The 23,346-nt window shown below is 65.2% G+C and carries 24 protein-coding genes; 18 read left to right on the top strand and 6 right to left on the bottom strand.

What is annotated here, in order from left to right; translation table 11 throughout:
- Positions 1 to 2 precede the first annotated feature (2 nt).
- The 4 genes from DU475_RS04275 to DU475_RS04260 all read left to right on the top strand — a co-directional run bounded on the left by DU475_RS04275 (position 3) and on the right by DU475_RS04260 (position 3,792).
- A complete protein-coding gene (locus DU475_RS04275) occupies positions 3 to 1,430 on the top strand; it encodes a M48 family metalloprotease (protein WP_047309435.1) in 1,428 nt (475 codons plus the stop codon).
- A gap of 185 nt (positions 1,431 to 1,615) precedes the next feature.
- Entirely contained in the window at positions 1,616 to 2,011 is a 396-nt protein-coding gene (locus DU475_RS04270; RefSeq protein ID WP_013502764.1) for a BA14K family protein, read from the top strand.
- A 195-nt stretch (positions 2,012 to 2,206) separates the two neighbouring features.
- Positions 2,207 to 2,836 carry a peroxiredoxin gene (locus tag DU475_RS04265; protein ID WP_013502765.1) on the top strand — a complete coding sequence of 210 codons (630 nt, stop codon included), beginning with the start codon at positions 2,207 to 2,209 and terminating at the stop codon, positions 2,834 to 2,836.
- 188 nt (positions 2,837 to 3,024) lie between these two features.
- Positions 3,025 to 3,792: a DsbA family protein gene (locus DU475_RS04260; protein ID WP_164630867.1), complete on the top strand. Its 768-nt coding sequence runs from the start codon at positions 3,025 to 3,027 to the stop codon at positions 3,790 to 3,792.
- A gap of 102 nt (positions 3,793 to 3,894) precedes the next feature.
- Here DU475_RS04260 and DU475_RS04255 read toward each other — a convergent pair whose 3' ends face one another.
- From DU475_RS04255 to DU475_RS04245, 3 genes are all read right to left on the bottom strand, one after another.
- Complete coding sequence (locus DU475_RS04255) at positions 3,895 to 4,581, bottom strand: TetR/AcrR family transcriptional regulator C-terminal domain-containing protein (protein ID WP_080964221.1); 687 nt, start codon at positions 4,579 to 4,581, stop codon at positions 3,895 to 3,897.
- Positions 4,578 to 5,531: a cation diffusion facilitator family transporter gene (locus DU475_RS04250; protein WP_164630865.1), complete on the bottom strand. Its 954-nt coding sequence runs from the start codon at positions 5,529 to 5,531 to the stop codon at positions 4,578 to 4,580. Before DU475_RS04250 ends, DU475_RS04255 begins: the two co-directional genes overlap by 4 nt.
- A 341-nt stretch (positions 5,532 to 5,872) precedes the next feature.
- Entirely contained in the window at positions 5,873 to 6,085 is a 213-nt protein-coding gene (locus DU475_RS04245) for a hypothetical protein (protein WP_013502769.1), read from the bottom strand.
- Between the two features lie 522 nt (positions 6,086 to 6,607).
- On the opposite strand from DU475_RS04245, the gene aroQ reads away from it, so the two are divergent.
- From aroQ to DU475_RS04190, 11 genes are all read left to right on the top strand, one after another.
- Positions 6,608 to 7,063, top strand: coding sequence for a type II 3-dehydroquinate dehydratase (aroQ, locus tag DU475_RS04240; RefSeq protein ID WP_164630863.1), 456 nt, complete (start codon positions 6,608 to 6,610; stop codon positions 7,061 to 7,063).
- A 42-nt stretch (positions 7,064 to 7,105) separates the two neighbouring features.
- The gene (accB, locus tag DU475_RS04235; RefSeq protein WP_013502771.1) at positions 7,106 to 7,606 is read left to right on the top strand and encodes an acetyl-CoA carboxylase biotin carboxyl carrier protein; all 501 of its coding nucleotides are present in this window, start codon (positions 7,106 to 7,108) and stop codon (positions 7,604 to 7,606) included.
- Positions 7,607 to 7,715: 109 nt separating this feature from the next.
- Positions 7,716 to 9,068: an acetyl-CoA carboxylase biotin carboxylase subunit gene (gene accC, locus DU475_RS04230; protein ID WP_013502772.1), complete on the top strand. Its 1,353-nt coding sequence runs from the start codon at positions 7,716 to 7,718 to the stop codon at positions 9,066 to 9,068.
- A 184-nt stretch (positions 9,069 to 9,252) separates the two neighbouring features.
- Positions 9,253 to 10,785, top strand: coding sequence for a sensor histidine kinase (locus tag DU475_RS04225; RefSeq protein ID WP_164630861.1), 1,533 nt, complete (start codon positions 9,253 to 9,255; stop codon positions 10,783 to 10,785).
- Positions 10,782 to 11,225 (top strand): response regulator, encoded by a 444-nt coding sequence (locus DU475_RS04220; protein ID WP_013502774.1) that lies wholly within the window; start codon positions 10,782 to 10,784, stop codon positions 11,223 to 11,225. Before DU475_RS04225 ends, DU475_RS04220 begins: the two co-directional genes overlap by 4 nt.
- Positions 11,222 to 12,310: a response regulator gene (locus DU475_RS04215; protein WP_013502775.1), complete on the top strand. Its 1,089-nt coding sequence runs from the start codon at positions 11,222 to 11,224 to the stop codon at positions 12,308 to 12,310. The genes DU475_RS04220 and DU475_RS04215 overlap by 4 nt, the downstream gene beginning before the upstream one ends.
- Positions 12,311 to 12,353: 43 nt before the next feature.
- Positions 12,354 to 13,025: a spermidine synthase family protein gene (locus tag DU475_RS04210; protein ID WP_047309431.1), complete on the top strand. Its 672-nt coding sequence runs from the start codon at positions 12,354 to 12,356 to the stop codon at positions 13,023 to 13,025.
- 240 nt (positions 13,026 to 13,265) lie between these two features.
- Positions 13,266 to 14,483 carry a citrate transporter gene (locus tag DU475_RS04205; protein ID WP_164630859.1) on the top strand — a complete coding sequence of 406 codons (1,218 nt, stop codon included), beginning with the start codon at positions 13,266 to 13,268 and terminating at the stop codon, positions 14,481 to 14,483.
- A gap of 73 nt (positions 14,484 to 14,556) precedes the next feature.
- Positions 14,557 to 15,231 carry a leucyl/phenylalanyl-tRNA--protein transferase gene (gene aat / locus DU475_RS04200; RefSeq protein WP_164630857.1) on the top strand — a complete coding sequence of 225 codons (675 nt, stop codon included), beginning with the start codon at positions 14,557 to 14,559 and terminating at the stop codon, positions 15,229 to 15,231.
- 122 nt (positions 15,232 to 15,353) lie between these two features.
- On the top strand, positions 15,354 to 15,674 hold the full coding sequence (locus DU475_RS04195; protein ID WP_164630855.1) for a hypothetical protein: 321 nt from the start codon (positions 15,354 to 15,356) through the stop codon (positions 15,672 to 15,674).
- Between the two features lie 63 nt (positions 15,675 to 15,737).
- Positions 15,738 to 16,982 (top strand): S1C family serine protease, encoded by a 1,245-nt coding sequence (locus DU475_RS04190; RefSeq protein ID WP_164630853.1) that lies wholly within the window; start codon positions 15,738 to 15,740, stop codon positions 16,980 to 16,982.
- A 199-nt stretch (positions 16,983 to 17,181) separates the two neighbouring features.
- On the opposite strand, the gene DU475_RS04185 is transcribed toward DU475_RS04190, so the two are convergent.
- Positions 17,182 to 18,156: a DUF2155 domain-containing protein gene (locus DU475_RS04185; RefSeq protein WP_013502779.1), complete on the bottom strand. Its 975-nt coding sequence runs from the start codon at positions 18,154 to 18,156 to the stop codon at positions 17,182 to 17,184.
- Positions 18,157 to 18,387: 231 nt separating this feature from the next.
- Between DU475_RS04185 and lipP1 the strand changes: the two genes are divergently transcribed.
- Entirely contained in the window at positions 18,388 to 19,332 is a 945-nt protein-coding gene (gene lipP1, locus DU475_RS04180) for a LipP1 family hormone-sensitive lipase (protein ID WP_047309428.1), read from the top strand.
- Between the two features lie 107 nt (positions 19,333 to 19,439).
- On the top strand, positions 19,440 to 20,774 hold the full coding sequence (locus DU475_RS04175) for a glycoside hydrolase 5 family protein (RefSeq protein WP_164630852.1): 1,335 nt from the start codon (positions 19,440 to 19,442) through the stop codon (positions 20,772 to 20,774).
- A 21-nt stretch (positions 20,775 to 20,795) separates the two neighbouring features.
- Here the strand turns inward: DU475_RS04175 and DU475_RS04170 are convergent, their stop codons facing one another.
- Positions 20,796 to 21,734 (bottom strand): GlxA family transcriptional regulator, encoded by a 939-nt coding sequence (locus DU475_RS04170; RefSeq protein ID WP_164630850.1) that lies wholly within the window; start codon positions 21,732 to 21,734, stop codon positions 20,796 to 20,798.
- 123 nt (positions 21,735 to 21,857) lie between these two features.
- On the opposite strand from DU475_RS04170, the gene DU475_RS04165 reads away from it, so the two are divergent.
- Positions 21,858 to 22,562: a DJ-1/PfpI family protein gene (locus DU475_RS04165; protein ID WP_164630848.1), complete on the top strand. Its 705-nt coding sequence runs from the start codon at positions 21,858 to 21,860 to the stop codon at positions 22,560 to 22,562.
- 24 nt (positions 22,563 to 22,586) lie between these two features.
- On the opposite strand, the gene DU475_RS04160 is transcribed toward DU475_RS04165, so the two are convergent.
- A complete protein-coding gene (locus DU475_RS04160; protein ID WP_047309460.1) occupies positions 22,587 to 22,997 on the bottom strand; it encodes an NADH:ubiquinone oxidoreductase subunit NDUFA12 in 411 nt (136 codons plus the stop codon).
- Positions 22,998 to 23,346 lie beyond the last annotated feature (349 nt).

The raw sequence follows: 23,346 nt of genomic DNA, 5'->3' as shown, positions 1-23,346 counted from the left end.
CAATGCTGAAGGACATTGCAGTTTTTGCCGGACGGCTATGTCCGTCCGCACGCAAGCACGCCTCGCGGCTGATCGCTGGGCTCACCGCGCTCGCGCTGGCGATCACGCCGGTTCCCACGCTGGCGCAGGCCCCGACGCCGAAGGGGCCGCCGCTGCTGCGCGACACCGAGACCGAACAATTGCTGCGCGATTACACCCGGCCGATCCTGCGTGTCGCGGGACTGGAGAAGCAGAACATCCAGGTCGCGATCATCAACGATCCGTCGTTCAACGCCTTCGTCGCCGACGGCCAGCGCATCTTCGTCAATTACGGCGCACTGCTGCAATCGGAGACGCCGAACCAGCTCATCGGCGTCCTGGCGCACGAAACCGGCCATCTTGCCGGCGGACACCTGTCCAAGCTGCGGACCCAGATCTCGCACGCCCAAACCCAGATGATCGTCGCGATGCTGCTCGGCGTAGGCGCGATGGTGGCCGGGGCCAGTGCGGGACCGAACAGCGGCGCCGGCAACATCGGCGCCGCCGCGATCTCGGCGCCGCAGGAGATGATCCGCCGCAATCTGCTGTCGTATCAGCGTCAGCAGGAAGAGAACGCCGACCGTGCCGCGGTCAAATTCCTCAACGCGACGCAGCAGTCGGCGCGGGGGATGTACGAGACCTTCCAGCGCTTCACCAAAGAAAGCCTGTTCGCGGCGCGCGGCGCCGATCCGTATGCGCAGTCGCATCCGATGCCTGCCGAACGCGTCGCTGCGCTCGCCGAACTGGCACGCTCCAGCCAATACTGGGACAAGAAGGATGATTCGGCGCTGCAATTCCGCCACGACATGATGCGCGCCAAGGTATCGGGCTTCATGGAGCGGGCGGATACGGTGTACCGTCGCTATCCGGCATCGAACACCAGCCTGCCGGCCCGCTACGCGCGCGCCATCGCCAGCTATCTGCACGGCGATCCGCGTTCCGCGCAGGCGCAGATCGACGGCCTGATTCAAGCCCAGCCCAATAATCCGTATTTTTACGAGCTCCGCGGTCAGGCGCTGCTCGAAGGCGGAAAGCCGGCGGAAGCAATCGCTCCGCTGCGCAAGGCGGTGGCGATGACCCGCGGTGCGCCGCTGATCCAGATCCTGCTCGGCCAGGCGCTGGTCGCCAGCAACAACAAGGCCTACACCGACGAAGCAATCCAGATCTTGCGCGGAGCGCTGGGACGCGAGCCGGAAGTCCCGATCGGCTACACCCAGCTTGCGATGGCCTACGGCCAGAAGGGCAACTACGCAGAAGCCGACCTTGCTTCGGCGCAGGCTGCGTATTTGCGCGGCGACGCCAAGACCGCGCGCGACCTCGCTGCCCGCGCCAAGACCCGTTTCCCGGTCGGCTCTCCGGGCTGGGTGAAGGCCGACGACATCGTCGCAGCGAAAATGCCGGGCGCGAAATAATCCGCGGTCGATTGTCGCGCCGCGGCGGATTGTCCCGCCCCTTTGCCTCTGTCACACTCCCCGCGCGGCGATCGGTTCGCTGAGTCCTGCGACCGGATCTCATTTTCTGCTCCTTCGGTCTGCGCGTCTTGCGGGCCGCGCTTGCCAGCAAACAACATCGCTGCACCAACACGGGAGAGACATCCATGACCAAGTCGACGACGCCCTCGGGCGGAAAGCCCCGCAAGTTTCTGACGCGAGCGCTGGCAAGCGTCGCGCTGCTGACGATGTACGGATTGGGGATGATCGCCACGACCGGCGCGGCGATGACGTTGGCCTCGACACCGGCTCATGCGCAACGTGGCTGGGGACGCGGACGCGGACGGGGCGGCGGACGTGGGCGCGGGCGCGGTTGGGGCGGTCCGGGCCCCGGCGCGGCGATCGGCATCGGCATCGGTGCGGCAATCGTCGGCGGCGCCATCGCGGCCAGCCAGGCCGAAGCCGCACGGCAGCAGGACTACTGCGCGCGGCGCTTCCGTTCGTACAATCCTGCGACCGGCACCTACATCGCGAAGGGCGGGCGCGAGATGCCTTGCCCGTAGTCGTGTCGCGATAGGACATCCATCGGGCGGTGCGCGGCATCACGCACCGCCCGATGCTTTTTTGTGCGAGTGCTTTGCAGCGAGTTCCTTGATCCTGCGCTGCGGAATCCCCATCTATCGGGTCTCCATTCTTCGCACGCCCGGCGTTTGCCGGCGCGTTCAAGCACTTCACAGACGCACAGGAGTCCTTCCCCGATGTCCCTCCATATCGGCGATATTGCCCCCGATTTCACCGCCGACACCACCAAGGGCAAGATCTCGTTTCACGATTTCATCGGTGATTCCTGGGTCTTCTTCTTCAGCCATCCGGCGGATTTCACGCCGGTCTGCACCACCGAGATGGGCAAGACGGCGAAGCTGGCGCAGCCGTTCGCTGGGCGTAACGTCAAGCCGATCGGGTTGTCGACCGACACCGTGGACGAGCACCTGAAGTGGATTGCCGACGTCAACGACACCCAGCAGACCGACCTGCAATTCCCGATCATCGCCGATCCGGACCTGAAGGTCGCCAAGCTCTACGACATGATCCATCCGAACCAGAGCGACACCGCCGCGGTCCGTTCTGTGTTCATCATCGATCCGAACAAGAAGATTCGTCTGACCATGACCTACCCGATGAACGTCGGGCGCAACTTCGACGAGATCCTGCGCGTGATCGACGCGCTGCAATTCGCCGACAAGCACACCGTCGCCGCACCGGCCGACTGGCGGCCCGGCGACAAGGTCATCATCCCGCTGTCCGTGAAGGGCGACGCCGCCACCAAGGCGTTTCCGCAAGGCTGGGAAGAACCCCGCCCCTACCTGCGCCTGACCACCATCAAGTAACATAGCGGGCGATCCGAAGGACGCCGGCATTCGTTTTTTCCGGGTGCCGGCGTCTTTGTGTCGGAAGCGGCCGGCCGCCCGTGCCAGCCGACGCGTCCACAAAAACCGCGTATTTGCCGACGAAAAGCGCTATGAAATGTGCGAATCCGCGCAATTTTCCACGATCTGACCGCCGAAGGGATCCGCCCATGCCGTCGCTCCGCCCGCTCGCTACAGCCCTGCTCGCGCTCGCCGTCTTCGGTGCGCCGGCCGTCGCCTCGGCGCAGAAATTCACCGACGAGCAGCGCAGCCAGATCGAGACGATCATCAAAGAGTATCTGGTGACGCACCCCGAAGTGCTGGAAGAGGCCTCGGAAGAACTCGGCAAGCGCCAAGCCGCGGCGCAGGCGGAGAAGCATCAGCAGGCGATCAAGGACAACGCTGACCTGATCTTCAGTTCGCCGCGCGGCGTCACGCTGGGCAACAAGAACGGCGATGTCACGATGGTCGAATTCTTCGACTACAACTGCGGCTACTGTAAGCGCGCAATGGTGGACATGCTCGAACTGATGAAGGCCGATCCCAACCTCAAGGTCGTGCTGAAGGAGTTCCCGGTGCTCGGCCCGCCCTCGGTCGAGGCTGCCCAGGTCGGGATCGCCGTGCGAATGCAAGATCCGAGCGGCAAGAAGTATCTCGACTTCCACCAGAAGCTGCTCAGTGGCCGCGGTCAGGCCGACAAGGCGCGCGCTCTGGCAGCCGCCAAGGAAGCTGGCCTCGATCCCGCCAAGCTCGAAAAAGACATGAACAGCCCGGAAGTGCGCGCCACCATCGAGGAGAGCTTCAAGCTCGCCGAATCGATGGGAATGAACGGGACGCCGAGCTACGTGATCGGCAAGCAGGTGGTTGTCGGCGCGGTCGGCCTCGACACGCTGCACCAGAAGATCAACACCGCGCGCTGCGGCAAGGAGAAGTGCTGAGCGCGATCGGCAGGCGACCGCCATCGCCCAGCCGTCTATTGCAGGCGCTGGACGGTGCATGGTTGGCTGCACGACGCTGACATATCTGTCGCGTAGGCGGACCTAATGGTCAGGCAAACGCCCCCTGGGGCTGCATACGCCTCTGATAAACAGCTCGTTGGCAGTCTCGAACACGGCCTCGGTTTCGACCGCCAGGTAGGATTGCGCCAGTTTCCGCAACACCGGAAACTCGGCGGGGGGCAGTCCCTCGATTTCTGCCACTTCGGCCTCGCTCGCCGGCCTTATGAGCCCGCTGATTTCGGCCGCACATAGACCGATCACGCTTGCGTACCAGGCGAGACAGACGGCAGGAGCTTCGTCGTCGGACACACCGGCATCGGCGAGTGCCCGATGCACCATCTCGATATGCGGAAAGTCCGAGACCCCCGTGTTGAAGAATCTTTGCAGCAGGGGAAACGTGTGAGGATATCGGAGCGCCAGTGCGCGATGATCGCGCGCATGGGTGCGGAGCCGATCCTGCCAGGGCTGGTCGTTGCCGACCGGCGACAGCTTCGCCACCAGGGCGTCTGCCATCGCACGATACACGCCGTCCTTGCTCTTGAAGTGATAGACGATCGCCATCGGATCGCAGCCCACCCTCTCGCCGAGTTTGCGCAGACTGAAGGCGGAGTCCCCGATCTCCTCCATCAAGTTCACGGCCGTATCGACGATCGTTTCCTTCGAAAGACCACGCGGCCCGGAGCTCGCACGCGTTTTGATGTGCAGCTTGGCATCCGCGGTCGACGTCATTCTGCCCATTCAGGATCACCCGTGAAGACAACAGTCAGCCAGCGGTTCGGTCCGTCGTCGCCGACCAGATCTCCGATCTCGTCGCGCAATGCGTCCCACTCGCCGATGGTTCGCGCCGGTGCATCGGCGGGAACGATGAAGTAGAGTTCGATCTCCTTCGAGCGGCCGACACGCGCCACATAGGCGCGATAAGAGACGAAACCGTGCTTGGCGACGAAAGCCGCCGCGACAGTGTCCAAGTGCTTCTTGAGATCGATCGGCGTGACCAGAAAGATGTCTGCGAGCGCATGGCGGACAGTCGAGATCGGAAGCGGAATGATGAGCACACACACCACCGCCAGAACCGCCGGATCGATGTAGGGCGAAATCCACTGCCATGACGTCCCCTGCACCGCCAGACCGATCATGAAGGCGATCAGCAGCGCGGCGCTGATGCCGGCCGACATGATCCAGCCGCGCACGTCGAGGCGAACGAATTCCGATCCGATCTTGCGATTGGCGCGCCATTCGACGGCTGCGATGCCCGCGCATGCGATCACCGTCACGGCTGCGTAAACCAGCGCCGAACCGAATTCCAGATCACGCCCGCCGCTCAGCAGGCTGCCGATGGCCGTGACCAGCGCGTAGAGCGCCGCACTGATCAGCAAGATTCCGTTCAGCCCGAGCACCATCGGCTCGAGGTGCCAGAGGCCGAACGAGAAGCGTTCCCTGAGCTTGCGCGACAGATGATCCGCCACCGCGTAGGAGGTGATCAAGTTGACGACGATCAGCGACAGCAAGCTCATGCCGGCATCGATCAGGGAATACACCCCGTCGAACACGATCGAGAACGATCCCGAGAACAGGCCAAAGCCGATCCCGAGAAACGAAATCGCGAAGGTCACGGCGATCGAGGTTCTCAACACGCCGCGTTCGTCTGACAAATCAAAAATAGAGAGCAGTCCGCTCATGGTTCGCTCGCAGTCCGAGCCGCGCGTCGCGATTTAGCCCTCGGACACGCGCGTCCGCGTATGGTGCAGACGGGTGAAGACCGGCGTTCCGGCCAAGAGCCTGATTGAGGATCGCGAAACGTGTCGCGACAACACCGTCAGCAGCTTTCGCAACGCTGTCAGCCGCTGACGGTCGCCAATTTCTACACTGTAGAGATTACACCCGCAACCGTACGATGCCGCGCTGTCCGGACGCAGAGATGACGGTCTTCCGGCACCTGCCCGGAGGTGAGCAAAGTTGTGCCCGAAAGTCCGGCAACCGCCCGCGTCTCATCATGTTCGGATGCGAATTTCAGCAAGGTCTAGGACGGAAACTCGGTTTCGGCGACGTCGACACGGTCAGCGTGGAGCGACCATTCCGGCAGCCGTTCCTGTTCGCAGAACCGCTGCTTGGCAAGTTCAATCGCACCGTCGCTGTTCTCGGCGTCGACCTCGAGCAGGCCCTGGCAGATTTCCTCGTGACGTCCGTTCTCGCCGAGGATGCCCTTCATAAATCGCACGATGTAGCGAGCCATGACGCCTCCGGTTGGAGACTCGCGGCGCGAAGACGCCTGAACCGCTCACGTGGCTGGTTCAGGCTGACGGGGCCGCGAGCGGATGGATCCGGGAGACAGCGCCCCACTTGCACGGTCGCAAGTCCAGGGTCGCACCGATCCTCACCTTGTTAAGTCTAGTCCGTTTGTGACGGCACGACAAAACAAAACTCCGAGAACACCGGTGCACGGAACTTTCGACCACGCGGGACTGCAAAATCGGACAAGCAAGTGCCCCGACACAGCTTCCGGCCAAACGCGCAACGGCGGACCGCAGATCGAACAGAGCCCGCCGATTGCAAACGATTCCTGCTGGTTGGGCATCCCCCCTCGCCCAAAGCATCAGGCATTTCATCCGCGCCGAGAGGCTGTTCAGGCTTCCCCTCAGCCCCGAGGTTACCTATAACGCCCGCAATCAGGTGAGTTTCGCCGGATTCCGACAGTCGCTGCGGAGGCTTGCCCCGCTCGGCTGGATCAGATTCGCAAATATTGCCGGAATTTTCGATGGCTCAGACGATTTACGTGCTGAACGGCCCGAACTTGAATCTGCTCGGGACCCGTGAGCCGGAAATCTACGGTCGCGCCACATTGGCCGATGTCGAGAAACTGTGCGTCGAGACTGCGGCCGGTTTCGGGCTGGCTGTGGTGTGCCGACAATCCAATCGCGAAGGCGAACTGATCGACTGGATTCATCAGGCCCGCAGCGACAAGGCGGCAGGGATCGTGATCAACGCCGGGGGCTACACCCACACTTCGATCGCCCTGCACGACGCGCTCGTCGGCGTGCAGATCCCGACGGTGGAAGTCCATGTTTCCAACGTATTTGCGCGTGAGGACTTCCGTCACCACTCCTTCATTGCGAAGGCAGCGTTCGCCAGCCTGTGCGGCTTCGGCATCGACGGTTACCGGCTGGCCATCGCCGGCCTCGCCGCCAAACTCGGCACCAGCGCCACGGCCTGACCCCGCCCGCCCGTTCACTCAAGACATCTGGATCGACATATCATGGCCCGCCAGCCTGCAGAGAAACCCGCCGCCGAGCCGACTACCGCACCGGCGACCGACGACAGCAGCCTGATCCGCGAACTCGCGGTGCTGCTGGACGAGACCAATCTGACCGAAATCGAGATCGAACGGGCGGGTCTGCGTGTGCGCGTCGCTCGCAACGTCAGCATCGCTGCGGCGGTCCCGGCTGCTTATGCGTCGGCACCGACCACCATGGCGGTGGCGGCGGCCTCGATCGAAACGGCGACGATCGATCTTGCCAAGCATCCAGGCGTGGTGACCTCGCCGATGGTCGGCACGGTGTATTTCGCTCCGGAGCCTGGCGCCAAACCGTTCATCGACATCGGCAGCCGGGTCTCGGTCGGCGAGACCCTGTTCATCGTCGAGGCGATGAAGACCATGAACCAGATCCCCTCGCCGAAGGCCGGCGTCGTAACCCAGATCCTCGTCGAAGACGGCCAGCCGGTCGAATTCGGCGAACCGCTGGTCGTAATTGAATAGCGAGTAGCGGTTGGCGAGTGGCGAATGAGCGCGGAGGCCGCGCCTCACCTGTTCGCCATTCGCCACTCGCCCATTCGCCTCCTGTTGGCCTCTCAACCTGGCGGCCCCAATGTTTGACAAGATCCTGATAGCTAATCGCGGCGAGATCGCCCTGCGCGTGCTGCGCGCCTGCAAGGAGCTGGGCATCGCCACGGTCGCGATCCACTCCACCGCCGACGCCGACGCCATGCACGTCCGCCTCGCCGACGAAAGCGTATGCATCGGCCCACCGCCGTCCAAGGACAGCTATCTCAACGTCCCGGCACTGCTCGCCGCTTGCGAGATCACCGGTGCCGATGCGGTGCATCCCGGCTACGGCTTCCTGTCCGAAAACGCCCGCTTCGCCGAAATCCTCGCCGATCACAATCTGCACTTCATCGGCCCCAAGGCCGAACACATCCGGCTGATGGGCGACAAGATCGAGGCCAAGAAGACCGCCAAACGTCTCGGTATCCCAGTCGTGCCCGGCTCCGACGGCGCGGTCGGCCCGGATGATGACGCGATGGCGATCGCCCAGTCGATCGGCTTCCCGGTGCTGGTCAAGGCGGCGGCGGGCGGCGGCGGCCGCGGCATGAAGGTCGCCCACACCGCCGACGATCTGGCGCTGGCGATCTCAACTGCCGGTAACGAAGCCAAAGCAGCGTTCGGCGACGCCTCGGTCTATCTGGAAAAGTACCTGCAGAAGCCACGTCACATCGAGATCCAGATCCTTGGCGACGGGCGCGGCGGCGCGATCCATCTCGGAGAGCGCGACTGCTCTTTGCAGCGCCGGCATCAGAAGGTGTGGGAGGAAAGCCCCTCACCGGTAATCAGCGCCGAGGCGCGCGCCCGGATCGGCGGGATCTGCGCCAAGGCGATGCAGGACATGCAGTATCTCGGCGTCGGCACGATCGAGTTTCTTTACGAGGATGGCGAGTTCTACTTCATCGAAATGAACACCCGCATTCAGGTCGAGCATCCGGTGACCGAAATGATCACCGGTATCGATCTTGTGCTGGAGCAGATCCGCATCGCCGCCGGCGGCGATCTGCCTGTGACCCAGGATGAGATCACCCTCAACGGCCATGCCATCGAGTGCCGGGTCAACGCCGAGAACCCGGTGACCTTCCGCCCGTCTCCCGGCAAGATCGCGCGCTACCATCCGCCGGGGGGCCTCGGCATCCGGATCGATTCAGCGGTATTCCAAGGCTATACGATCCCCCCCTACTACGACTCTCTGGTCGGTAAGCTTATCGTCCACGGCAAGACGCGGGGCGAATGCCTGATGCGGCTCCGCCGGGCGTTGGACGAGATGGTGGTGGACGGGGTCGAAACCACACTGCCTCTGTTCCGCGCGCTGGTGCGAGAGCCCTCGATCATCGACGGCGATTACCATATCCATTGGCTCGAGCAGTATCTGGCCTCGGGAGTCCCGCAGGGTTGACGCCGCAGCCTCGTCCATCGGCATAGCTTCGCGCGATCCACCGGCTCGCTTCTGAGCATGGAAGTTAAAGCTCAGTTCCTCGGGAACCGAACGCCTTCGCCCGCGTTATAAAGCGTTTAGAGCTCTGCTTTGTAACACGCCTGGGGGATGGCTTGGTTGGTTTCTTAGGTGCCGGAGACGCGCGGTGACGCCTGAATCCGCGCGGAAGCGCTCTTTTGCCCAGATCACCCTTTTGTCGCTGTCGTTCGCCGTGCTGGTCGCTATCAGCATCGCGTCGGTGTACTGGCTGCAGAAGGCGCGCGAGGACAACGCCTGGGTCGCCCACACCCTCGAAGTCCAGAACCAGATCGCGCTGGCGCAACTGCAGCTCCGCCGCGCAGAAAGCGCCGAACGCGGCTATGTGCTGACCCGCCAGGACGACCTGATTGCTCAATTCGAGGAAGCCGCGTCCGATGTCGTGCCGCGACTGAAGCGGCTTCGCGACTTCGTCGCCGACAATACCGCGCAGGTCCCCTTTATCGACGAGGCGATCGCCTCCGCCACCGCCCGAATTGAACGGTTTCGTCAGGTCATCGCCCTTGCGCAGCAGGACCGGATCAATGACGCCTTGCAGTTGCTGCGCGACATTGATGGCCGCCGTGCCATGGACACCCTGACTTCCGCGCTGACCGCGATGCGCCAGGAGGAAAACCGGCTGTTCTCGGAGCGCACCACTGCCGCCGACCGCAGCCAGGCACTCGCCACCATCATCACCACGACCGGCTCCGGGTTGGTGCTGGTGCTCGCCGGGATGTCGATCTTCCTGGTCCGCCGCTCCGCGCGAGCGCGCGACGAGGCCGAAACGCAGCTTCGTGAGAACAATCTCAACCTCGAATCCACCGTCCAGGAGCGGACCACCGACCTGCGCGAGGCCAATGAGGAGATCCAGCGCTTCGCCTACATCGTCAGCCACGATCTGCGCTCGCCGCTGGTCAACATCATGGGCTTCACCAGCGAGCTGGAAGAGCTGCGCAGCGACATCTTCCGCCGCATCGCCACGCTGAGCCGGGAAGTCGCCGGCAAGCAGAGCGCCGCCAACGCCGACAGCGACGGCGAGCCGGAGCTCGAACCCGCCGACCGCCAGCTCTCCGAGGATTTCACCGAAGCGCTCGGCTTCATCAAGTCCTCGATCGGCAAGATGGACCGCCTGATCAGCGCCATCCTGAATCTCACCCGCGAAGGGCGCCGCCAGTTCCAGCCGGTGCGGATCGACACCCGAGAGTTGATCGAAAACATCGCCTCCACCGTGGCGCATCAGGCCGCCGAGGCCGACGCTCAGATCCGGATCGAACCATTGCCGGAGATCGTCAGCGACCGTCTGGCGCTTGAACAGATCTTCTCCAATCTCATCGATAACGCCCTGAAATATCTGAAAAATGGCGTGCCGGGCGACATCGTGATCCGAGGCCGGCAGAAGCTGGGCTTCGTGATCTTCGAGATCGCGGACAATGGCCGGGGGATTGATCCGAAGGACCACCAGAGAATCTTTGATCTTTTTCGCCGCGCCGGTACACAGGATCGGCCCGGCCAAGGGATCGGGCTCGCCCATGTGCGAGCCCTGGTGCGGCGGCTGGGCGGCACCATGTCGGTTTCTTCCGCACTCGGCGAAGGCTCGACCTTCACCATCACCCTGCCGGCCCGATGGACGGCAAACAAGAGTCAGGAACAGCGCGCATGAGTAACCCTGTCACCATCATCATGATCGAGGACGACGAGGGGCATGCCCGTCTGATCGAGCGGAATATCCGCCGCTCCGGCGTCAACAACGAGATCATCCCGTTCACCTCGGGGACGGCCGCGCTGAATTATCTGTTCGGCAGCGACGGCACCGGCATCGAACACAAGCATCGCGCCCTGCTGGTGCTGCTCGACCTCAACCTGCCCGATGCCAGCGGCATCGACATCCTGCGGCGGATCAAGGAAAATGATCATCTCAAGACGACCCCGGTGGTGGTTTTGACAACCACCGACGACGCGCACGAGATCAAGCGCTGCTACGAACTCGGCTGCAACGTCTACATCACCAAGCCGGTGAACTACGAGAGCTTCGCCAACGCGATCCGCCAACTCGGCCTGTTCTTCTCGGTCATCCAGGTCCCGCAACCCGACGCTCCATGACAGACGCCAAGCCGACCCTGCTCTATATCGACGACGACGAGGCGCTCGGTCGCCTCGTCTCGCGTGGCCTGCAGCGGCAGGGCTTCTGCGTCGAACACGTGCTGAGCGGCGAAGCCGGGCTGGAACGGCTGCGCCAGGGCGGCATCGACGTGATCGCGCTCGACCAGTACATGCCCGGCCTCGACGGGCTGGAGACGCTGGAGCAGATTCAGTCGATTCCCGACCCGCCTCCGGTGGTGTTCGTCACCGCCTCGCAGGATTCCAAGATCGCGGTGACCGCGCTGAAGGCCGGCGCCGACGACTATCTGGTGAAGGACACACAGGGCGAGTTCGTGCCGCTGCTCCAGGTCGCCGCCGATCAGGCGCTGAAGCAGGCGATGGTGCGCAAGGCCCGCGACGATGCCGAGGCTGAAGTGCGCGCCTCGCGCGACCGCTACGCCGCCCTCGCCGCCGAACGCGAAGTGCTGCTGCGCGAAGTCAACCACCGCGTCGGCAATTCGCTGCAGATCATCGCCTCGCTGCTGCATCTGCAGGCATCTTCCAGCAAGCAGGACGAGGTCAAGGCAGCGCTGACCAACGCGATGGGCCGTGTCGCCGCAGTGGCGCAGGTGCACCGCCGGCTCTACACCTCGCACGATCTCAAGAGCGTGATGCTCAACCAGTACCTCGAGGCCCTGCTGGAAGATCTGCGGCGCTCGGCCGAGGGTAACCGGATGTCACGGTTGACACTGTCGGCGGAGCCGGTCGAAACCGATCCGGACCGTGCGGTGGCGATCGGCATCATCGTCAACGAACTGGTGATGAACGCGGTCAAATACGCCTACCCGGAGGGCAAGGGGCCGATCCATGTCGAGCTGAAGGCCGACCGCGACAACCTCGAACTGGTGATCTCCGACGACGGCGTCGGTCTCAACGTCAAGGCCAACCCGCAGTCGACCGGCATGGGCCAGCGCATCGTCAGCGCAATGGCCGCCAAACTGGAAGCCGATGTCGAGCGCGACCCCAATCATGCCGGCACGCGAATGGTGCTGCGCTTCCGCCGCGCCAATGCCGCCGCCGCCCAGGTCGCGCAGGCCGCTCATTGAGATCGCCACGCACCTCCACCCTCAGCGACTGAGAGCGATTGCCGTGCTTCCCTGGACACTGTTGGCCACCGCGCAGATCCCCGGTGGCGGCGAATTGCGGCTGATGCGGCGCGGCGAGGAATTCTCTATCCGTCTGGATGCCAACGAGCTGATGAACAGCCGGCTCGGCGGCTCCGAGGAAGCGCTCGCCACCCTCGCCTGCCAGAAACTCGCCGGGCGTCCCCGGCCCCGCGTCCTGATCGGCGGTCTCGGCATGGGCTTCACGCTGCGCGCCGCGCTGAAGGTGTTCGGCGATGACGCCGTCATCGAGGTCGCCGAGCTGGTGCCCGAGGTGATCGACTGGGGGCGCGGCGCGATGGCCGGACTGTTCGGCGACAGCCTGAGCGATCGCCGCGTCAACATCCTGCAACGCGACGTCGGCGAACTGATCCGAACGGGCGCGGGACGCTACGACGCCATCCTGCTCGATGTCGACAACGGTCCCGAGGGTCTGTCCCGCCCCGCCAACGACCAGCTCTATGACTCGAAGGGGCTTGCGGCGGCGCGTGCAGCGCTACGCGGCGGTGGTGTGCTGGCTGTGTGGTCGTCCGGGCCGGACGACAACTTCACTCGGCGACTGCGGCGCAGCGACTTCGTCGTCAACGAAGTCCCGGTACGTGCCGTCGGCAAGCGCACCGGATCACGGCATTGGATCTGGCTGGCCGTCAAAGGCTGAACGCCAGGGCTTGCCAAACGGCATCGAACGAAAGCCGGTGCCCTAAGACCATTGCCGCCTTGCCATTTTGTCGCACCTCGGGCAGCTTCCGCCGCGCCGCCGACCCTTGCCGGTTCGGCCAGTCCGATATCGGGAAGATGCGCCTTTGAACGTTCAGGCTCTCAGCGGCAAGCTGTTGTCGTCCGCATCGCGGTGGGACGAGGAGGCGCTGGAGGGCGTCCCGCCCGGCACGAGGCTGCCGTGACACCGATCCTGATCTTCGGCATCCCGCTCGATTTCGTCCTGTTCGCGGCTACCCTGGTCGGGGTCGCGATCTTCCACCGCCACACCTTGCTGATCGCGCTGGCCGGCCTGATCACCGTGGTCGGCTACAAGCTGGCGTTCGCCGGCTTCAAGACCGGCGTCGGCCTGTCCGGCCTGGCGCTGCACATGCAGCACGAATGGGTGACGCTGGCGAACCTGTTCCTGCTGCTGATGGGCTTTGCGCTGCTGTCGGCGCATTTCGAGAAAAGCGGCATTCCCGACGAGATGCCGGCGCTGCTCCCCGACGATTGGAAAGGGCCGGTGGTGCTGCTCGGCCTGGTGTTCGTGCTGTCGAGCTTCCTCGACAACATCGCCGCGGCACTGATCGGCGGCATGGTGGCGCGGCACGTGTTCCGCGGCCGGGTCCACATCGGTTACCTCGCCGCGATCGTCGCCGCATCGAACGCCGGCGGGTCCGGCAGCGTGGTCGGCGACACCACCACAACGATGATGTGGATCGCCGGCATAAGTCCGCTCGAGGTCCTCGACGCTTACGTCGCGGCCGGTATCGCACTGGCCCTGTTCGCGGTGCCGGCGTCGATCCAGCAGCAGCGGTTCTCGCCGATCGTCAAGAATGCCCCGAAGGGTCTGCAGATCGAGTGGGTGCGGGTTGGCATCGTAGCCACGATCCTGATCGCAGCCCTCACCGCCAACATCACCGCGAACATAAAATTCCCGGCTCTGCTCGACCATGCGCCGGTGCTCGGCCTCACCGTCTGGGCAGTGATCCTGCTCGCCGCGCCGCTGCGCCGTCCCGACTGGGAGCTGATGCCAGCAACCTTCAAGGGGACGATCTTCCTGCTGGCGCTGGTCACTACGGCCTCGCTGATGCCGGTCGAAGAGCTGCCTGGCGCGAGCTGGCAGACCGCGCTTGGCCTCGGCTTCGTATCGGCCGGCTTCGACAACATCCCACTCACCGCGCTGGCGCTGAAACAGGGCGGCTACGACTGGGGCTTCCTGGCCTACGCGGTCGGCTTCGGCGGCTCGATGATGTGGTTCGGCTCCTCGGCCGGCGTCGCGATCACCAACATGTTTCCCGAGGGCAAGTCGGTGGCGCTGTGGCTGCGCCACGGCTGGCACGTCGGAATCGCGTATTTCGTCGCGTTCTTCGCAATGCTGTGGTTGATCGGCTGGTCACCCGACCTGCCGCACTGAGTGATCGCAGACAGCCTCATCGCAAGCAGTCCCGCGGAGTCGCGCCCTTTCATCGTCGTGCTATGCTTGGTGCATGGCTTCACGCGACTCCGCCGCTTCCGAAATTACCCCCGACGTGCTGCTGCGCGCCTACGCCTGCGGCATCTTCCCGATGGCCGAGAGCATCGACGACCCGTCGCTGTTCTGGGTGGAACCGGACATGCGCGGCATCATTCCGCTCGGCGGCTTCCGCGTCACCTCACGGCTCGCCCGCACGGTGCGGTCGGATGCCTTCACGGTCACCGTCAATCGCGACTTCAGGGCGGTGATCGACGGCTGTGCCGCGCCCCAGCCGGGCCGCGACGACACCTGGATCAACCGCAGGATTCGCGAGCTGTATATCGGCCTGCACGACATCGGCCATTGCCACAGCGTCGAGGTCTGGCAGGACGGCAATCTCGCCGGCGGCCTGTACGGCGTCAGCCTCGGCCGGGCGTTCTTCGGCGAGAGCATGTTCCACCGCGTTCGCGACGCTTCGAAGGTGGCGCTGGTCCACCTCGTCGCGCGTCTGCTTGCCGGCGGCTACACCCTGCTCGACACCCAGTTCGTCACCGATCACCTGAAGAGCTTCGGCGCCATCGAAGTGCCGCGGCTGCGCTACCGCTCGCTGCTCGACGACGCGCTCGAAGGCGAAGCCACCTTCGACGCACTGCCGAGCGATCGGCCGGTGACGGGCGCCGAAGCGCTGGCGGTCATCGCGCGGACGTAACGCATCCTGGTACCCACAGTGAACTGTTCAAGACGTGAGTTCGCGTCGCTCGCCTGACGGTCATTGCTTGACCGTTGCAACCCCGTTTTCTACTAATCGAAGGTAGGCATCTGGGGACTGTCATGCTGAAGAGAACATTGGACCAAACGTCATTGCGTGTCTCGCCGGCTCTGCTGGCTGCAGCTCTTGCGATCGCTGCGATCTCATTTCCAACCCGCTCCGTTGCACGCGATGGCGCTGCCGTGTTCGGCGCGCTCGCTGGCGTCGCCGCCGCAGCGATCATCGCCAACGGCATCGCGCAGCAACAACAGCCGCGGGTCTATCGGTCCGCACGTCATCGGCGGCACGTTTCGCACCGATCGCGTCCGGCGCCGTCTCAGGCATCGATGGCGGACCCGTTCGCCGGCATCGCCGCTTCGAAAACACGTCCGGCCAGAGACTAAGCATCCGCCGCCGGACAAGGGCACCTCCACGAGAGGCGCAGCCATTTTCCAGTGCGAAGGCCGATGAAGCACACAACATTCGCAGCGCGGCTCGTGCACCCGCCCCGCAAAGCTCTTCCGCGGAAGGACATCCTCGCGCGGGCGATCGCTGCATTGATGCTGGTCGGATCGATTGCCTACGCAACGGAAGCCCACTGCGGCGACCTCAACATCGACAAGTCGTTCGGAAAGATCTCGGGCTGGGACGTCGGGTTCAGCAAGAGCGTCGGCGGTTGCCTCGCGGCGGCGACCTATCAGGATCGAACGACGGTCTGGTTCGGCTTCGCCGGCGACAAGCCGAGCGCCTACATCGCCTTCACCAATCCGCGCTGGGCGTCGGTCGAGGTCGATGGCCAGTACGACATGCAACTCGTCATGGGTCGCACCCGCTGGAACGGCGAGTTCTTCGGCTTCGAGCGAAGCAATGAAAAAGGTGTGTTCTCGGGCAACCTCAAGACCGAGTTCATGGTGGAGCTGGCCGAGTCCGGCGGCGTCGGCGTGTTTCTCAATCGGCGCCGAGTCGCAGCGCTGTCGTTGGATGGCTCGCGACGCGCCCTCGAAGCAGTGTTGTCGTGCCAGAAGGCGTTCATGACGGCGCAGAGCGACACCCGCGACGAACCTTCAAAGGATACCAAGCCGAAACGCAATACCAAGAGCTCGGGCACTGGCTTCTACGTCTCGGCGAGCGGCCATATCGTGACCAATCACCACGTCATCGCCGCGTGTTCGACCATCAACGTGCTGCCTCCAGGCGGGGCTGCCGTGAGCGCAACCCTCGTCGCGAAGGACAAGACCAACGATCTTGCGATCCTGAAGACGGCTTCGTCACCGGCGGCCATTCCGGGCCTGCGACCACAGATGCGGCTCGGCGAAGCGGTTTACGTTTTCGGTTTTCCGCTCACCGGCATCCTGTCGACTTCCGGCAACTTCACCGCCGGCGCGATCACCGCTACGACGGGGATGGAAGACGACACCCGGCTTGCTCAGATCTCGGCGCCCGTTCAGCCCGGCAACAGCGGCGGTCCACTGCTGGACAAGTACGGCAACGTCATTGGCGTCATCGTCTCGAAGCTCAATGCCTTGAACATCGCCGCTGCGACAAAGGACATTCCACAGAACGTCAACTTTGCGATCAAAGCCGGTATCGCGACCAACTTCCTCGATTCCAGCGGTGTGCTACCAACGGGCAAGGTGAGCACACGAGAGCTTGCGCCCGAGGCGATCGCCGACCTCGCGAAGATCTTTACCGTTCAGGTGCTCTGCAACTGAGCGGTGAGCGCCTGCCGGCCGTCACAAGCGCTGCCAGTGGCGGAAGTAAGCACAGGCTCACGCGCGACCAACTTGCCAATCGTGCTCTTGCCTTCCTTGCCTGAAGCGGAGCAACGCCGTCCGTAGCTGCTGGCGGCAACGCTGAACCGTTGAACATCAGCGAAATCGCCAGCTCCGATTTCTCGGAGCCTGAGCGCACTTACTGCTGGAAGCCCGGCAGCGGCGGCGGCAGGGAGCGTTGCGGGCGCTGGGGCTGCGGCGCCGGCTGCAGTGATGACGGCGGCTGCAGCGTTTGCTGTGACGGCTGTTGCGGACGGCGACGCTGTTGCGACTGCGAGGCCGGCTTCGGCGGCTCGGGCTGCGCACTGGCGACGTTCGGCGTCTCCGGACCCTTACAGTCGGTCAGCCAGATGTCGTAGATCGGGTGTTCGACGGCATGCAGACCGGGGCTGGCTGCGAACATCCAGCCGGAGAAGATCCGCTTCACTTCGCCCTGCAGCGTGATTTCGTCGACCTCGACGAAGGCGTCGGTATTGGTCGCCTCAGTCGACGGCCGGGTGTAACAGGCGTCGGTCTTCACCCGCAACGCGCCGAATTGCACCGTTTCGCCGATGTCCGCATCGAAGCTTATGGTGCGGCCGGTGATCTTGTCGAGCCCGGTGAAGCTCGCCTTCTTGTTGACGATCTTCTGCGCCGGCGGCTCGGTGACGATCTCGTCGCCGGGCTGCAAGGTCGCCGGGGCCGGCGGCGGATTGGTCTGCGGCGTGCCACGCGGCTGGCGTTGGCCCGGCGGCAGGCCGGGCAGCGGATTGGTCGCGGCCGGCGCATTGGCAACGCCTGTGTTCGGCTCGGCCGGAACCGGCGGCGAAGTCTGCGGGATCACCGTCGAGCCGGGCGGCGGCGGCAGCGGCTGCGACTGCACCGGGCCCGGCATCGCCGAGCCTTGCATGGCGCGGTTCGGCGCCGGCAGCACCCGCCCCTGCGGCGGCAGATCCGGCACCTCTTCCTCCTCGTCGTCGGCAGGCGGCGGCGCGCCACGCGGCACCATGCCCGGCGGCCGCGGCGGCGGATCCGAGAAGATGTTGCCGATCTGCGCTTGCGCGGGAGGCGCAAACGCGATCAACGGGGCGACGATCAACGCCGCAAGACCGACTAGGCTCAGGCTTCGGGACATTCCGCGCGGCTTCAATCGACGAATCAGGCTTGCGACATTCTACAGCTTCGGGCCGCTCGCATTGGCCTTCCGGTTAACACGGGGAATACGGCGGGGAAAGGGCGTGGCCGCTCCGGTCGGCCGGCTGGCTATTGCGAGGAACTCCTGAGATATTGGTTTCAAATCCCGGCGGGCCTGACCGCCGGCGAATAAGCAAGCCCCGGCTCGAACCGGGAAGCACGAGGAAGCCCCATGCCCGCCAAGCTCGATCCCGACGCCGCTGCCGTTTACAAGGCCTTCCAGGACGCCGGCCGCCCCGCCTACGAGACGCTGAGCGCAAGCGAAGCGCGCGCCTACTACTCGGCGGCGCGGCTGGTCAGCAATCCTGAGCCGCCGGAGATGGCGTCGGTCCAGTCGATCACCCTTCCCGGCCCGGCCGGCGACATTCCGGCGCGGGTCTATACGCCGAAAACCCTGCGCCAGGACGACGGCCTGTCGCCGGCGCTGGTGTTCTTCCACGGCGGCGGCTGGGTGATCGGCGATCTCGACACTCACGACGTGGTGTGCCGCGGCATCGCCCATGACGGCGAGCTGCTGGTGGTCTCGGTCGACTACCGGCTCGCGCCCGAGCACAAATTCCCCGCTGCCGTCGACGATGCGATCGCCGCGACGCGCTGGATCGCCGACAACGCCAAAAAGCTCGGCATCGATCCCGAACAGCTCAGCGTCGGTGGCGACAGCGCCGGCGGCAATCTCTCCGCCGTGATCGCGCTGCACGCCCGTGATCACGGCGGACCGTTGCTCGCCGGTCAGGTGCTGATCTATCCCGCCACCGATTTCTCGATGCAGCACCCTTCGCACAGCGAACCGGAGACCAGCGTGCTGTTGACCCATTCGGTGATCCGCTGGTTTCGCGATCACTATCTGGGCGGCGCGCGGGATGCCGACGACTGGCGCGCCTCGCCGGCGCGCGCCGAAACCCTCGCGGGCCTGCCGCCGGCCTTCGTCATCACCGCCGGCGCCGATCCGCTCCGCGACGAAGGCGACGAATACGCCCGTCGCCTCGCCGACGCCGGCGTCCCTGTGGTGCATCGGACCTATCCGGGCCAATTCCACGGCTTCTTCACCATGGGGAAGCTGCTGCCGCAGGCCAACGTCGCGGTACGCGAGATCGGCGACTGGCTGAAGGCGCTTTAGCCGCAGGACGGCATTGACCGGCGTCAACGTGACCGCGCTCCGGCCGTCCGAGGATTTGCGCGGTCAACAGGGAGCAGCGGCGCGCAGGCGCCGGTCGTCACGACGGAATGACTGAACTTGCACGCACGCGCTGGGGCGGCCTTGCCGATCGCAAGGCCGAAGCCAGCGGTTTTTTCCGAACCGAACAGATCGACGGCGTGTGGTGGTTTGTCGATCCGGACGGCGGTCGCTTCCTGTCCAAGGGCGTCGTCTCGGTGCAGTTCGACCATGACAACGTTCAGGGCACGGATCGCCGGCCGTATCGCGAAGCCTGCACGCGCAAATACGGCAGCCGCGAAGCGTGGCGCCGCGTCGCGGCGGACCGTCTCGCCTCCTGGGGCTTCAACACGCTCGGCGCCTGGTCCGAGCCGGAGGTCGCTGGCGCCGGCGCCGTTCCCCTCGCCTCCGCCGCCGGCGTCGTCTATGTCGCGACCGCCTTCGGCGAGCAGCGCGGCGGCTGGCCGCTGTGCGACATCTTCGATCCGGAATTCGAACAGTTCGCCCGCGCCCACGCGCGCAAGGTCTGCACGCCACAGAGTGACGATCCGCACGTACTCGGCTGGTTCACCGATAACGAGTTGCCGTGGGGACCGGATTGGCGGGGCGAAAACGAACTGCTGCCGACCATCCTTCGCGCGATGGACGCGCCCTTCTCGCGCCGGGCCGCGCTGGCGCTGCTGAACAGCCGCTACGACGGCATCGATCAGTTCAATGCGGCGTGGCAATGCACGCTGTCGTCGTGGGACGATCTCGCCGCCGCGCCGCTGCAGCCTCCGCCGTTCAGCCGCAACTTCTTCACCAACGACCGGGCGCAGGAGCATGACCCGATCGCGCGCGGTTACTTCGCCGATTGCGACGCCTTCGCCGGGCTGCTGGCCGAGCGCTATCTGTCGGTCAGCGCCGCCGCGATCCGTGCGGCCGATCCCAATCACCTCGTGCTCGGCGCCAGGTTTGCCTACGTGCCGCCGCGCGACGTCGTCGATGCTGCCGGCAGGTACTGCGACGTGATCAGCGTCAATTGCTACGATCCGCTGCCGGACGCGGTGATCGACGGCTACGCCGACACCGGGCGACCGTGCCTGATCGGCGAATACTCGTTCCGCGGCGACGATGCAGGACTCCCCAATACGCACGGCGCAGGCCCGCGAACGCCGACGCAGCGGGAGCGCGCGGAAGGTTTCACGCGCTACACCACCGCGGCGCTGCGCCATCCGGCGCTGATCGGCTATCATTGGTTCCTGCACGCCGATCAACCGGCGCAGGGCCGCTGGGACGGCGAGGACTCCAACTACGGTGTCGTCACGATCGACGACGACGTCTATCCCGACCTGACCCAGGCGATGACGGCGCTCAACGCCGAGGCCGAACGGATTCACGCCGAGACCGCGCCGGTGCTGGCCTGACCACCGGAGCCGCCGCGATCGTCACGCCGCCTTCGCGGCGCGGCGCAGCGCTTGCGGCGGGTGACCGAAGGCGCGGATGAAGGCGCGGCGCATCCGCTCCGGATCGCCGAAGCCGGTGGCCTGTGCGACCAGTTCGATCGCTTCGCCCGATGCCTGCAGCCGGCTGCGCGCCACCTCCAGCCGCAGCCGCTCCACCGCCTTCGACGGCGTGGTGCCGGTTTCATCCCGAAACGCGCGGGCGAAATGCCGCGTGCTCATCCCCGCCTGCTCGGCCAATTGCTCGACCGTGAGCGGCGTGTCCAGATGTTCGCGCATCCACGACAGCAGTCCGGCGAACCGCCCGGACGGCGCCTGCAGCTCGACCAGCGACGAGAACTGCGACTGACCGCCGGCGCGGCGCTGCGCCACCACCAACTGCCGCGCGACATCGCGCGCGATCGCGTCGGAATAGTCCTCGGCGACGATCGCCAATGCCAGATCGATGCCGGCGCTGATGCCGGCCGAGGTCCACACCTCGCCGTCGCGCACGAAGATCCGGTCCGGCTCCAGCCGAACCTGCGGATAGCGCATCCGGAAGTCGCGGCTACGCCCCCAATGCGTGGTGGCGCGCCGGCCATCGAGCAGTCCGGCTTCGGCCAGCACATAGGCGCCGGAGCAGACGCTGGCAATGCGGCAGCCGCGCTTCGCGGCGGCCTTCAGGAAGGCTTGCAGCCGTGGACACCGCGCCGCCGCGCGAACCCCTTCACCGCCGGCGACGATCAGCGTCCGCATCGTCCGATCGTGGCGCAGGCCGCGCGCCAGCAGCTCGGCGCCTGACGAACTACGCACCGCTCCGGCCTCTGCCGCCATCACTCTGATGGCAGGCGCCAGCTTCGCGTAGCGTGCAGCGATCTCGAACGCCGCGATTGGCCCTGCGGCATCGAGCAGTTGGAAATCCGGATAGATCAGCACGCCGATCATGAAGCGCCTCGCTGAGGGTTTGTCTGAAAACGAGGGAAATATGCCATTTCGGTCAACAGCCGAGCATGCCAGATTGGCTCCGTCAAGCGCTGACGCGCGCCAGGCCGTTTCACGGAGACCAACATGACCACCACGACCATCGGACTGCTGCTGTTTCCGAACCTGACGCAGCTCGACCTCACCGGGCCGCTGCAGGTGTTCTCGAGGTTGCCGAACGCGAAAGTGTATCTGGTGGCCAAGACGATGGCCCCGGTCACCAGCGACACCGCGCTGATGCTGCCGCCGACCATCGACTTCGCGGGCTGTCCGCAGCTCGATGTGATCTGCGTACCCGGCGGCGCCGGCACCGACGATCTGGTCAACGACGAGGACACCCTCGCCTTCCTGCGCCGTCAGGCGGAACAGGCGCGCTATCTCACCTCCGTCTGCACCGGCGCGCTGGTGCTCGGCGCGGCAGGCCTGCTGCGCGGCTACCGCGCCACGACGCACTGGTCGGCGCTGGAGGATCTGAAGGCGTTCGGTGCGATTCCGGAGCGGTCGCGCGTCTGCATCGACCGCAACCGCATCAGCGGCGGCGGGGTGACTGCTGGAATCGACTTTGCGCTGACCCTGGCGGAGCTGCTGGCAGACCGCTCGACCGCGCAGGCGATTCAATTAATGCTGGAGTACAATCCGGCGCCGCCGTTCAACGCCGGTTCGCCGGACACCGCGCCGCAAGAGGTGGTGGCGATGTTAAAGCAGCGGATGCAGGGGGCGCGTCAGCGCCGTGTCGATGCTGTCAAGCGTGCGTCGGATCGGCTGTCACGAGAGAGGCTGCCGGCGGGCTGATCGGCCGCGACAGCGAGACAAATTTCAGGCGCCCGGAGTCCAGGGCTGATAGTCGCCGGTCGCCTTCGGCCGGCGGCCGATCGACAGCGTCGAGCCGGTCGGCCGGTGCGCCAGCGGCGTGCCGGTCAGGTTCGGCTGGTGCGGCTGCATCCACTCGCGCGGCGTGTAGCTCTCTTCGGTCGGCGGCACGTCGACGACGTTGTGCAGCCAGCCGTGCCATTCCGGCGGCACGCGGCTCGGCTCGGCATAGCCGTTGTACAGCACCCAGCGCCGCTCGAAGCCCAGCGTCGGGTCGATCTTGCCGCCCTTGGTGCGGAAGTAGCGGTTGCCCTGGTCATCGGTACCGACCAGCTCGCCGAACCGCCAGGTCCAGAGCTGGGTGCCGAACGTGAAGCCGTTCCACCAGGTAAAAATCCGCAGCAAAAACAGTTTCATCTCGGCCCATCCCTCGGCGACAGCAGTTTCCCTGATGCCACCCGCCGAACCGATTGTCCAGCAGCCGTTGCGAATGCCTGCGAACAAGCCGGAGCAGGTTCCGTAAAATCACCGCAATTCATTCAGCCTCTATACAGCGGGATCTGATCAGCTTTGCTCGACGGCGGCGAGTGACCGGAACGACCGCGATCCGACCGGGTTGAGAGCGAGAGCGGGTGTTCCGGGCAATCCCCGTCGATGGAGCCAAAAAATGATGAATTTTAAGACCTTGACTGCCGTGGCGGCTTTTGTCGTCGCCCTTCCCCTGAGCATCGCCCCCAGTCTGGCGCAAGGACCGGCCGTGGCCTGC

Source organism: Rhodopseudomonas sp. WA056, from assembly GCF_010906995.1.
GTDB lineage: Bacteria > Pseudomonadota > Alphaproteobacteria > Rhizobiales > Xanthobacteraceae > Rhodopseudomonas > Rhodopseudomonas palustris_G.
This window is presented reverse-complemented; position numbering and strand designations above follow the sequence as displayed.